Raw genomic sequence first — 12,494 nt, forward strand, 5'->3', positions numbered from 1 at the left:
GGATGAGGCACAAACCACGAGCACCGCGGCTATCATGATAGCCTGCTTAACATCAAGGAATATTTGAAATCCTTATCCTTTATATCCATTAATGAAGCTAGAGAATGAGCAAAGGCTAATCCTTTGTTCATTCTTTTTTTGATTTCGTCATAAAAAACAAAAATCTGCTAGGGCGTAATGTCTGTATAATTATAGAAAACGAGATCTTTTGGGAGATTGATCAGGAGAGGAAATGGACTTGCTAAATCATGCAACAAAGCAACGCTTGAAGAAAGGCCATGTCTTATTGCTGCTTGCGTTATTGATTGTGATATTAGCTGGATTGAGGCTGTTATGGATGGAGTCCTTTCGCGATCAAAAGCAGGCTGAAATTCAGAACGGAGAGCTGGATCTGCGTGCTTGGAGTGCGGAAGAGGGAGATATTCTGCTGCTGGATGGCGAGTGGGAGTTCTATCCTTCGCAGTGGCTGATACAAGATGGACAGATGCTGACATCATTGGAACAGAAGCCAGTGCTCATTCAGGTCCCGGATGGCTGGAATGAAGCCATGCGTCCTGAAGCACCGACTCCATATGGATTCGGGTCCTATCGTCTGCGGCTATATGTCGATCCAAATAAGGATATGAATTACAGCATTCGAGTGCCCAGCGTGCGAACATCCTCCGCATTGTATGTAAATGGGCGTTTGCTGGCTGCTTCTGGACAAGTTGCGGCATCAAAGAATTCATACATCGCCAGAAATTTGCCTTATGCTACGACGGTTACGGCAGATGACGAAGGGATTATAGATCTGGTCATTCAGGCAGCGAATTATGTGGATAGTCGAAGCAGCGGTATTATCCGCTCGATCAAGTTCGGGTCTGAGGCAGCCATTGCCAAGGAAATGAAATTCTCAGTATCGATGCAGCTCCTTGGCGCGATTATTTTCCTTATTCATGCTGTCTATGCGCTTATTTTATTTTTGCTTGGCAATAGAGAAAAGAGGCTGCTTTATTTTTCGCTGCTGGCATTTTGTACAACCCTGTCCAGTCTATTCAGCAATGATGAGAAGCTGTTTCACCAATTATTCTACATGGGCTATACATGGGACTTTCGGATCTCCAATGTCTCCTTCTTGATCGGAGCCTATGCACTGCTGGAGTGTACGAATCATCGCGAGCTGCGGTATTGGAGCAAGATGTATCCGGTATATCGATTCTGCGTTCTAGGGGCTGCAGGCCTTACGCTGTGTTTGGAACCTGCTCAGGTGATTGCGCTGTTTCCGACTTATTTTGTGTTGGGCTTGGTAGCTGCAGGAGTGACGATGATCACGATGTTTAAGAAAATTATTAAAGACCTCAAGAAGCATGTCTTGCTGCTGTGTTCCATGCTGGCTCTTATCCATCATTTTCTATGGTCGTTATGCTGGCGGGAAATGGGTGTCAGTATAGTCCATTATCCCTTCGATCTCATGATCTCGATGGGCTGCATCGCCTCGGTCTGGTTCAAGGATTATTTCAACATGCATGCGAATACGAAGGAGCTTGCCTCAACTCTGCAAAGAATGAATAATCATAAGGATCAATTTCTGGCAAATACTTCGCATGAGTTCAAAAATCCGCTTCACAGCATGCTGAATATGTCTCAGTCCGTCTTGAAAAGGGAGCGGCATGTGCTGCAGGAGAGAAGTGTCAAAGAGCTGGATACCGTATTATCGGTGGGGCGGAGATTGACCTTTATTTTGAATGATTTGATTGATGTGATGAGCTTGCAGGAGGGCGCGCCTCGACTGGATAAAAAGGCCATACGGATTCAGCCTATTGTGACCGGCGTTATGGATATGCTCCAGTTCAATGCAGAGGTGAAATCAGTACGTATTGCCAATCAGATTCCGGATGAGTTTCCTCCTGTCTTGGCCGATGAGAACCGTGTGATTCAAATCGTATTCAATTTGCTTCACAATGCCGTGAAATACACCAATGAAGGAGAAGCTACCATTAAGGCGTATGTGAGCGAAGGACGGGCTTACATTGCAATTACCGACACCGGAATTGGCATGGATGCTGAGATGCTGAAGCGATTGTTCCTCCCTTATGAGCAAGCCAGTACGAATGAGACAAAGATAGAGGGGGGATTTGGGTTAGGCTTAAGCATAAGCAAGCAGCTGGTAGAGCTGCACGGCGGAGCGCTGGAGGTATCTTCTGCTCCAGAGAAGGGATCGACCTTTACCTTCTCATTAGAGCTGGCAAATGAGCCGGCAGGAGTAAGACATGAGCGACTGCAACCGCTGCAGGCACTCACAGGTCCGTTGAAGCAGCTCGGGGATATCTCGGTCGGCCTGGAGCAATCGGGAGCGGCATCTGCTGCGGCTCCTGTAGCCACTGTCCGAAGGGAGGGGGAGCGCCGTCCATTTATCTTAATTGTGGACGATGACCCGGTTAACCATCAAGTGCTGGAGGCCATTCTGCCGCCTGATGAATATGATCTCACGATGGTCACTGGAGGCAAAGAGGCGCTGGCATTATTGGATGCGAGGGAATGGGATCTCGTCATCACGGATATTATGATGCCGCAGATGTCCGGCTATGAGTTGACACGAAGAATCCGCGAGCAGTATACCTTGACTGAGCTGCCTATTTTGCTCCTTACGGCTAGAAGCCAGCCGAAGGATGTGCAAAGCGGCTTCTTGGCAGGAGCAAATGATTATGTGACCAAGCCGGTGGAGCCTCTAGAAATAAAGTCAAGAATAGAAGCGCTCACCACGATTAAGAAAATGGTCCGGGAACAATTGCAGCTCGAAGCAGCATGGCTGCAGGCGCAGATTCAGCCTCACTTTCTATTCAATACGTTGAATGCGGTAACCGCGCTGAGCGATATTGATCTGGACAAGATGCGCAGCTTGCTGGATGAGTTCAGTCATTATCTCAGAAGTAAATTCAAGTTTCAGCACATGGATGAATTTGTCCCCATCGAAGAAGAGCTAAGCCTAGTGCGCTCTTATGTATATATTGAGAAGGTAAGGTTTGAGGAAAGATTGCAGGTGGTATGGGAAATCGACGACACTAGCGGCATCTCCATTCCCTTTTTATCGATCCAGCCTTTGGTGGAAAATGCAATAAGGCATGGCATCATGAAGCGTGCTCAGGGAGGAACCATTACAATTCGTGTGTCTGTGCTTGAGAACCGTGCCGAGATCATTGTTGAAGATGATGGGGTTGGGATGGATGAGCAGCAATTGCAGCGTATATTGGACAGAAAGGCAGACAACAAGTCAGGAGTGGGCTTGATAAATACGGACCAACGACTGAAGCGAAGCTTCGGTACGGGGCTGCAGATTACAAGCACGCTGGGAGCGGGAACGAAGGTAACCTTCTATGTACGAACTGAATTAAATAAGACCATATAATAAACAAGCGCAAGTGGTTATCAAAATAGTAGATGAGGACTTTCTTGTTAGATAATACGTATGCAGGGCTATGGTGACTCCGTAGCCCTTGTTATATATAAAGGAATAAGGTTAGGAGTGATTAAGATTCCAAGTAAAAAGAAGTTTAGAATGGGTGTTATGTTAGGTGTTTTTTTAGTGATAGCAATTGCATGGGGTGTGAATACATGGAACTCTAATCGAGTGAAGGATATTGGAGAAATGATTGACTTTAATCAGAATGAATTTGTCTCAATGGAATTAAGTTATAGTATTAACGGAACCAATGGAGAATGGTCTACTGAAAGTGCTGAAACAACAAAAGAGTTAATTGACTTTTTGAGTGCATATAAAGTAAAGAAAGATGAAGGCAGTAATTTGTTAGGTGATTATTTAGAAATTCAAATTAATGATACGACATCCAAGCCCTTGTTGATTCATATTACTGAGGACAAAGTACATTATTTAGTAGGGAAGTACTATAAGTTGCTGAATGGACCAATAAATTTAAAGTGGGTTGAGGATTATATCAATAGACATAATGAATGAGTATCTGTGATTTTCCAAGATACTAGAGGGCCTCCACTGGGCCAATGGGGGTACAACTATGGTCATGTCACGAAAGAAGATATCTTGGGATAAGCCAAGTAGGTATCTCATTATTTATAAAACAGGACCAAGATATTTGCGCCTGATCCTGTTGTTTCTGAACTATAATCTTCTTTACTTAAAGATTACCTGCTTCTCTTACTAACCGTCTTCAACTAAATAGATCTACTCCAAACCATGAATTTAAAATATAATAACTAGCCACAGCTAGCAAGACCCCAACTCCTAATGTTCCTAGTGGCCCTCCTATAGCCATCATTTTACTTTCTTTCCTGACACCAAATATAAAAAACAAAATCATTCCAACCACGACACCAATCCCTAACACTGCCCACACAGACAAAGCTATCATCCAACCAAAGAGTATACCCCATCCAGATGAACCGTCCATACAACACCTCTTGATTTCTTTTTATTCTAGGTGCTATTCTTGTTGATTTAATTTTACTCTTCTGATAAAGCAGAAAAACATTCCCTTGAAGACGAAGTCCTATCTATCCAAACATAAAGACCTTTATACTCAATAATTACATTATACCCATCACTCTCCCACTATGAATTAATGTTTAAGCGCGTTAGCTGGTTTAATTACTTTTAAATCAATAATTTCTTCATCTACTTTTGCAGATAGACCTTACGATACGAGATAGCTGCATTAGAGATGGTAGCAGCTGGCCTCTATAAATGCCGCTTTGATCTCTAATTTTGACCACTTAAGGGAAAAGGATATCTAAATCTACAACCATCGCTTAGATTATGGTATGCAAGCATACAGAAGCGAAGGGTGGTTCAAAGCTCTTATGAAAATAGCGATAAAAATCATGGTAGGTATCGTCCTAATGGCAGCAGTTGGATTTGGACTATTAACCTACATGAATAGGCCGATATCCAAAGAGCAGGTGAATGATAAGATTCAGCATCATCTCACCAGCCTTGTCAGGCAGCACGATTCCTTATCCAGTGCCTTGCTGACTATCTATTCCAAGCAAACCGGGTATTTCGAACAATTTGCGGTCGGCACTCAAAATCATGCATCGAATCAGCCTGTTCACACCAATAGCTCATACCATGCCGCCAGCATCGGCAAAACGATGTGTGCTGCAGTGTACGCTATATTGGTTGAAGAAGGGAAAGTCAGCTATGACGATAAGATCGTCTCATGGCTGGACAAAGATCTCCTTAAAGGCTTATTTGTGGTAGATGGAGTGGACTATGCGGATCAAGTAACCATCAGGCAGCTGCTGAGTCATACATCCGGAGTCGGTGATTATTTTGAAGGCCCGGTTACAAGTGGAGCTTCTATGTTGGACATGATCACTTCAAACCCTAATCTAACTTTCTCACCGGAGCAATTGATTGCATTTACGAGGGAACGGCAAGCGCCTGTAGGGAAGCCTGGTCAGCAATTCTATTATTCCGATACGGGATATGTTTTGCTCGGGCTTTTGTTGGAGGAGATTGAAAAGCAGCCTTATGCTAATATTTTGCAGCAGAGGATATTTGAGCCCTTGGGGATGAAGGATAGCTATCTGATGTTCAATCAGGCTGGACCCGCTGATGTGCTGGGCATCTACGTAGAAGGCATTGATCTCAGCGACAAAAATGCCCTATCGGTTGACTGGGCAGGAGGCGGTGTTGTAACAACAATGAAGGATCTGTTGGCATTTATGATCGCTTTGGAGGAGGGAAAGCTTCTGTCGGATGAAGGATATCGACAGATGAGGGAATTTGCCCATCGCTATGACAAGGGGATTTATTACGGGCTGGGCATGATGTACTTTGATTTTAGCGAGCTGTCGGTTCTGTTAAGCTCGATGTCCGATGTATATGGAGCGGTTGGCTCGACAGGAACGTATGCGTTATACGATAGAGAGCATGACACCTTTTATATTGCGAATTTTGGATCGCTTGATTTTGCGGAACAAGGCATAGAAGAACTGGTTAACATTAGAATGATATATGATAGGATGATAGTGGAATAAATAATTCAAGCGTTGTCAGGTAGGAGACACAGGATGATTCAATTATTGTGCTCAGATAAAATGTCTGAAAGATTAAAGCAGGAATTGTCCAAATATTATATTGAAGTGAAGCCTGATAGTCACGTGGTGCTGGTTGAGCAGGGCTACCCTCTTCCGCGTGAGAAGCTGTGCATCGTATTTGATGCGCTTGATTATATGGATGCCGTTAAGCTAGCGGTCTCAGGCATACAGGCTGATATGCCTTTTAGGCATAAGGTTACAGGGCTAAGTGAAAATAAATTTGCGGTCATTGAGCCTGGGGATGTGCGGTATCTCGAAGCTGGCTCGGATGGAATTGCAGCCTATACGATGTCTAACCGATACAGCATGAAGGAAACATTGCAATATTATGAGCATGTATGGGGAGCACAAGGCTTTATTCGCATCAACAAATCACAACTTGTGAACTTGCTGCATGTAAAGGAAATTATCCCTTGGTTTAATTCCAGATATGTACTAAGAATGAACAACCATACGGAGTTAGAGGTATCTAAAGTGTATTCCAAGAGGCTTAGGCGCACACTCAACATATAGGAGAGCACGCAATGGAGAAAATAAATGTTCAAAACATGATAAAATCCTTTTTTCTTGGCCTCTTCATCGGTGTGGTCTTGCAGTTCATCGATCAAGGCGAGGCACTGTTCTCATATCGATTATTAGTGGTATTAGCCAGCGGGAGCATAGGATTCCTCATTGGCTTAATGACAGAATGGCTAACCTCGAAGCTGCCTATTCGCATGGCCAATGCCAAAACCTATTTTTTTGTAAATAACCTGATTGCTTTAGTTTTAACTGCACTGCTGATGAGTGCTGTAATCCTGATAACAAACCGCAATCTGGAGAATAAAGGCGGATTTGTGTCAATAGTCTTGATCGTTCTCGGCATCGTCTGCATCGCCAATCTTCTTGATTATGGATGGTATCGACGAGCTCAACATAAATTAAAGACATTTCAGGCATCGCTAAAAGATAAATAAAGATTGGCGCGACTGTACCCTATAGATGCCAGGCGAAGCCGCTTCAACGCAGGGAATGAACAAAGACCAATTCTTTGTCCATTCCTTTTTGCTGTAAAGGCTTATTTTGTTCTATGACGTTAGGTTAAGGTTTGGAAGAGGAACGATGGAGATGGGTTATTCCAATCGATGATTGATACCAAGCTTCCCAATCTTCTTTATTAGAGGCTTGCACGTATGAGGATAAGGGTGAATGGCAATCGTAAAAGGCTTTTCCACCAAGTACGATATTCAAGTTGGGCAGCTCAAGTATCATGTTCTGGAGCCAACGTTCGATATTGTTAACAAGATCAGGGTCACTAATGGACATGGCAACAATCGAAATGCGTTTATCCTTTATTAATCGATCCAGGTCGTCGTAAGGCGTATTAGGACCCAAATAAATGACCTCTATGCCTTTGGTTCGTAGAAATAAGCTGAACAGCATTAATCCGATATGATGATGCTCGCCTTCAGGGCAGAAGGCCAACGCTGTGGGCTGATTCTCATAAACGGGCAGCACTCTAAAGAAATGCATGATTCTTTGCATGATCAATTGGGATGAGAAATGCTCTTGAGCAGTTGAGATGATGCCTTGCTCCCATTCTTCGCCTAATCGTACCAGAACAGGCGCTAAAATATGATAGAATACGTGCTCAAAATGATAGAGTGAAAAGGCCAAATCAATCGTTTGATGTGAGCAGGACGAATGAATGTCGATCAAATGATGATACAGTGTGTTGGCTAGATCACAGGAATGCTCACGCATCGGGGGTGCCGGGACCTCATTGGCGGAAGTGCGCTGCTGTTGCTGCAGCAAAGAAACGGCTTCGCCTATTTTCTTGTTGTGCTTAGTTATTTGGTTTTTTAACCATTTTAGAGTATGAATATCCGATTCACTGTATAGACGATGGCCCCCTGTACTTCGAATGGGGGAGACGACCTTATATCTGTTCTCCCACGCTCGTATGGTTACAGCAGGAATGTCCAACAGCTTTGAAACCTTTTGAATACTATGCATATCTTGTACACCTCAACCCTATTATACACAATTGGAAATGATGGAATAGTTGATTCTTGTGTTGGTTTGGGCATTCGTGTATAGTTTCGTTATCAAAGTTGTACAAAAACTATACAAACTTTAGGTGGTGTCATCATGAGCGGTATAAGCAGCATCACGGTCAGTAATCCCAAATTAAATGTACATGCCATGCTATCAGCGATTGAACAGAATCTGGCTATTATTGCATTTGATATAGACGGCACGGTCATATGGGCCAATGATCATTTTGCTAAAGCGATGGAATATGAAAAGTCGGAAATGCTGGGGCTTAAGCACAAGCAGTTTTGTGCAGCTGAATATGTGAATAGCCCGGACTACATAAAGCTATGGGAGGACCTAAGAAACGGACGTCCATTCCAAGAAAAAATATTGCGGTTAAACAAACAGCGACAGCCGCGCTGGTTTGAAGCGACTTATATGCCCGTAACCAACGAAGCAGGCCAGGTAGAGGCTGTTCTGAAAATTGCCACAGATATTACCGAGCGAGAACAAATGACAGGGAAGGTTACAGCCGAACTTCAGGAGATGGCAGATGCACTTTTAGGACGTGCCGATGTGGGCATTGAGAGCAGTCACCTCATTGAAGCTGCCATTGAAGAGGTGGTTAAAGAGTCCGATGACAATATGACGGCCTTGCAGTTGATGGAGCGTAAAGCCGATGATGTGCAAAAGACGATGAAGGCCATCCGCAGCATCGCTTCTCAAACCCAAATGCTTGCACTGAATGCAGCCATAGAAGCCGCACATGCTGGAGAATATGGCCGGGGCTTTAACGTGGTTGCGAATGAGGTTCGCAAGCTGGCTAAGCAAACGGAGGAAGCCACTCAAGAAGTAAACGCCACACTTCAAAACATACTGGCTCAAGTCGCCGAACTCTCAAACGGGATTAAACAAACTCAGAAGGTGATCGCAGATACTCAACTGCGCACGAAACAAGCGGTTCAAGAGTTTACAAGCATTGGACAATCTGCACGAGAATTAGACAGCCAAGCTAGAATGCTAGGGGAGATGTTCTAGTTAGTTTGACCCTATCAGGTTACAGCTCGAACAAGATATAATGTTACCTATCATAGAATAAGGGGGATGGAGCCAACGGTGAGGCATGTTAAGGAGATAGGGACGATAATTGAGCAGATGCAAGCTGCAGTAGCGGCGATGTGCGAGCAGAATCCTGACTTTTACGCCAAATACCCGATGAGTCTTACGACCGAAGCCGATAACGACGATATTCGCTTGGTGACTGAGCAGTGGCAGCTGCCAGATGATTATCTATACTTTTTGCAACATTATGTGCCCGACAAGGTGAGCTGGAATACAGATCAGTACATAAGTCTTAACTTATACGGTGCAAGGGAGCTTCCACAGGGCCAATGGGGGTATAACTATAATCCGGTTACCCAAGAGGATATCTTGGATTGGCCAAGCAGCTATCTCGTTATTGCTTCAGATGAAGGCGATCCTTATTGTATGGATTTATCGAGAGGGGATACGGTGATTTATACAGCGGAGCATGGGACAGGCCGATGGGATTTTGACATTGCCTATGACGACCTTGCTTCGTTTCTTCAAAGTGCATTGCTGCCGAGCGGCTTGGAGGAGTGGGAGCTGGAAGAGGATGTGCAGCAGGTTAACTACTGTCAGCTCATGCTTACGGGTGAAGGTCAGGATAAGTTGAAGACAATAATGTTTATCAAAAAAACCTTCTCTTGTGATTATGCGCAGGCGAGAGCTTATCTGGATCAGTTGCCGCTGCTAGTGTATAAAGGTGTGGAGCAGCGAGCCGCAGGCATTGAGGCTCAACTGAAGAGCATTGGTGCGGACTATAAAAGGAGTTAAGGATGACTTCGATCATAAGGAGGAAGCATATATGTATCTCGTATCCGAGCCTAAGCAGTTGACGGAGGCCCAGCACCATATGCTGGAGGGTATAAGAAGCAATCTCTATCCACCGGGCTATCTCCGATTCTTGCAACGATATGGCGAGGGGACTTACAGGGGATGGATGAATGTGCACATGCCTGATGCTGAGGTGCTTAAGCCTTTTCCCGATTATGGGTTATGGGAGCATGACGAAGCTAGTCCGATTACGGAGCAGCAAATTGGAGCGTGCATCGCGATAGGCACAACGGTGGACGGCGACTTTCTCGCCGTGCATCCAAAGACATCTCAATTCATCTGGCTGCCGCGCCATGATGAGGTACTGAAGTCATTATCCATATCGATATCAATGGGAGACGAGGAAGAAGAAGCAGATTGGTATATTGAAGTATTGGAGGACATCTATAATCAGGTATATGGGTCTAACCCTGCTGATCCTTCATACTATGAGCCTTGGACAGATGCGAAGCGTCATCTCTTTCTGCGTTTGCCGCCTGAGCAGGAGCCGCTTACGCTGTCGGAGTTAGCTGACATGTGCCGAGAAGCCTTTCATCCTGATCAGTATATTCAAAATGAATACACCTGCAAGCTGTTCTATCAGCAGCTTGGGGGCTATCTTCGATTTAATATTGCGAACGGGCAGGAAATCGCGCTCATTTATGAGCAGCATGCGCAATCGCTGCTTGATGCAATGGAGCAATGGTTTTTATCACAAGGCTGTGAGAGATATGCTTAGCTCATCTTCGTCTACCTAATGGCGCTGCACGGGTGGGACAACCTAACCGCTGCTACGAGCAGCGTGGACAGTCTGCTTTGAATTAGGCGTGTTCGTGGCTAAAAATCTCTTGTCGATAACGGCTTGATTCTGTTATTGTAATAATGAACGGAGGTTCATTTATGCAGGTATTAAAAGAAGAGGTAAAAGCCGCAATCTTGGCTGCTGCGTGCGATGAATTTATGGAAAAAGGCTATATGCATGCTTCCATGCGCAGCATTGCAAAGCAGGCCCATATCTCGGCAGGCAATCTGTATCGCTATTATCCGAATAAAGAAGAGCTGTTCTATGCGATTACAACACCGGCATACACCCGCATGTTAGCCCTGAATGAGCACGATTCGGGCAAGATCGGCGAGGGCATGGCATTCACGCTGGAGCAAATGATCACACAGATTGGGCATGTGATGGGTGGATTGCTGCTTGATTACCGCAAGGAAATGCTCATTTTGCTTGATGGCAGCGCGGGAACCAAGTATCAAGATGCGAAAGATCAGATTATATCGGTCTTTGCCAAGCATGTGCAGGAACATTTAGAAAGATCAGAACGATATACGGATTGTGAGACGCCATTCACAGGACAACTAGCAGCGCTGGCAGCAAGGCCGCTTTCTGTCAGTTTTTTGGAAGGGCTGTTTGAGATTATGCGATTGTATGAAGATGAGCAGCGCATTCGAGCCTGTACCATGAGGTATATTGATATCTTATTTCAGGGATTTGGGAGACTAGTCTAGAAATTTTTTTGAACTAAAAATGAACAGTTGTTTATTATTAGATCGGAGGAGAGATAAGATGAACACTTGCATTATGACTTCTCACGGCTTAGTGGAGTATCGAATGACAGAGCCAGCGCATGGCCAGGCAGAACGGACGCTGCTCGTCATCAACGGCGGGCATACACACTGCAACTCCGTCCTTCCAGATGAGCCTTACCTGCTGGAGGCCGGCTATCGGCTGGTTGTTCCTACCCGTCCGGGGTATCAAGGAACACCGTCTGCAACAGGCCGAAGGGCGGATGAAGCTGCTGATGCCTTGGCAGCACTGCTGAATGCCCTTCAGATCGAGCAGGCTGACGTCATTGCCCTGTCAGCTGGCGGTCCTACAGGCCTTCAATTGGCAAGCCGGCACCCTGAGCTTGTCCGAAGGCTTGTCCTGCAGTGCGCCATCACCAGCGAGTGGGCGGATGCGAAGCAAAAACGAATTGCCGCTACACTGTTTAGACCCGGTGTTGAGCGTGTGTTCTGGGGGATGTTCCGTGGAATGCTGAACCTTGCCCCTCGCTATACCCTTACACAGCTAATGGGCAGCTTGACTACCTTAGACGCTCAGTCTGTAATCAACTCCTTGGATGACGAGCGATTTGTCCGTATGAAGGAATTTGTGAGAACTCAGCGATCAGGTTCAGGCTTCATGCATGATATTCTTCATCAGAGCGGCGACCTGACTGCTATTAAAGCGCCGACACTGATCCTATTCAGCAAATATGATGGCGTAATTCCGTATCATCATGCTGAGTATGCATTAGAGCAAATCCCTAAGGCAGAGCTCTATGTAACAGAAGCAGAGAGCCATCTGATGTGGTTTAGCCTACACTATGCGGAGGCGCGTTCCCACATGCTGCATTTCCTTCAGGAGGCATAGGAGCCAGCTTCGATCAAGCGAGGTGGCGTTTCAGGAGCTCTTTTGGCTATACGGAGCACAGAGCAGGGAAGCCCTTTTTCTCATAAATATAGAAAGGTAGAGGGCTCCC

Annotated in this window: 12 protein-coding genes; 10 read left to right on the plus strand and 2 right to left on the minus strand. The window is 45.3% G+C overall.

Translation table 11 applies throughout. The annotated features are described in order from the left end of the window. Window positions 1-232 precede the first annotated feature (232 nt). Both B9Y93_RS11960 and B9Y93_RS11965 read left to right on the plus strand, forming a co-directional pair. Window positions 233-3,385 (plus strand): hybrid sensor histidine kinase/response regulator, encoded by a 3,153-nt coding sequence (locus tag B9Y93_RS11960; RefSeq protein ID WP_176228912.1) that lies wholly within the window; start codon window positions 233-235, stop codon window positions 3,383-3,385. A gap of 117 nt (window positions 3,386-3,502) precedes the next feature. Further along, window positions 3,503-3,952, plus strand: coding sequence for a hypothetical protein (locus B9Y93_RS11965; protein WP_139829167.1), 450 nt, complete (start codon window positions 3,503-3,505; stop codon window positions 3,950-3,952). Window positions 3,953-4,163: 211 nt separating this feature from the next. Here B9Y93_RS11965 and B9Y93_RS11970 read toward each other — a convergent pair whose 3' ends face one another. After that, on the minus strand, window positions 4,164-4,403 hold the full coding sequence (locus tag B9Y93_RS11970) for a hypothetical protein (RefSeq protein WP_085494664.1): 240 nt from the start codon (window positions 4,401-4,403) through the stop codon (window positions 4,164-4,166). A gap of 409 nt (window positions 4,404-4,812) precedes the next feature. On the opposite strand from B9Y93_RS11970, the gene B9Y93_RS11975 reads away from it, so the two are divergent. From B9Y93_RS11975 to B9Y93_RS11985, 3 genes are read left to right on the plus strand one after another with little or no spacing between them, the layout of a single operon-like run. Continuing rightward, entirely contained in the window at window positions 4,813-5,994 is a 1,182-nt protein-coding gene (locus B9Y93_RS11975) for a serine hydrolase domain-containing protein (RefSeq protein ID WP_085495105.1), read from the plus strand. A gap of 33 nt (window positions 5,995-6,027) precedes the next feature. Further along, complete coding sequence (locus B9Y93_RS11980) at window positions 6,028-6,567, plus strand: LytTR family DNA-binding domain-containing protein (RefSeq protein ID WP_085494665.1); 540 nt, start codon at window positions 6,028-6,030, stop codon at window positions 6,565-6,567. Between the two features lie 11 nt (window positions 6,568-6,578). After that, window positions 6,579-7,010 carry a hypothetical protein gene (locus B9Y93_RS11985; protein ID WP_085494666.1) on the plus strand — a complete coding sequence of 144 codons (432 nt, stop codon included), beginning with the start codon at window positions 6,579-6,581 and terminating at the stop codon, window positions 7,008-7,010. Between the two features lie 124 nt (window positions 7,011-7,134). Here the strand turns inward: B9Y93_RS11985 and B9Y93_RS11990 are convergent, their stop codons facing one another. Beyond that, window positions 7,135-8,049 (minus strand): MerR family transcriptional regulator, encoded by a 915-nt coding sequence (locus tag B9Y93_RS11990; RefSeq protein WP_085494667.1) that lies wholly within the window; start codon window positions 8,047-8,049, stop codon window positions 7,135-7,137. Window positions 8,050-8,184: 135 nt separating this feature from the next. Between B9Y93_RS11990 and B9Y93_RS11995 the strand changes: the two genes are divergently transcribed. The 5 genes from B9Y93_RS11995 (at window position 8,185) to B9Y93_RS12015 (ending at window position 12,385) form a co-directional block, all read left to right on the plus strand. Further along, the gene (locus B9Y93_RS11995) at window positions 8,185-9,108 is read left to right on the plus strand and encodes a methyl-accepting chemotaxis protein (protein WP_085494668.1); all 924 of its coding nucleotides are present in this window, start codon (window positions 8,185-8,187) and stop codon (window positions 9,106-9,108) included. 78 nt (window positions 9,109-9,186) lie between these two features. After that, window positions 9,187-9,927 carry an SMI1/KNR4 family protein gene (locus B9Y93_RS12000; RefSeq protein WP_244903384.1) on the plus strand — a complete coding sequence of 247 codons (741 nt, stop codon included), beginning with the start codon at window positions 9,187-9,189 and terminating at the stop codon, window positions 9,925-9,927. 31 nt (window positions 9,928-9,958) lie between these two features. After that, complete coding sequence (locus B9Y93_RS12005) at window positions 9,959-10,705, plus strand: hypothetical protein (protein ID WP_085494669.1); 747 nt, start codon at window positions 9,959-9,961, stop codon at window positions 10,703-10,705. A gap of 161 nt (window positions 10,706-10,866) precedes the next feature. Next, window positions 10,867-11,478 carry a TetR/AcrR family transcriptional regulator gene (locus B9Y93_RS12010; protein ID WP_176228913.1) on the plus strand — a complete coding sequence of 204 codons (612 nt, stop codon included), beginning with the start codon at window positions 10,867-10,869 and terminating at the stop codon, window positions 11,476-11,478. 58 nt (window positions 11,479-11,536) lie between these two features. Further along, window positions 11,537-12,385 carry an alpha/beta fold hydrolase gene (locus B9Y93_RS12015; RefSeq protein ID WP_176228914.1) on the plus strand — a complete coding sequence of 283 codons (849 nt, stop codon included), beginning with the start codon at window positions 11,537-11,539 and terminating at the stop codon, window positions 12,383-12,385. The last annotated feature ends 109 nt before the right edge of the window (window positions 12,386-12,494 follow it).

The sequence above is a fragment of the Paenibacillus aquistagni genome (assembly GCF_900177815.1).
Lineage (GTDB): Bacteria > Bacillota > Bacilli > Paenibacillales > Paenibacillaceae > Paenibacillus_B > Paenibacillus_B aquistagni.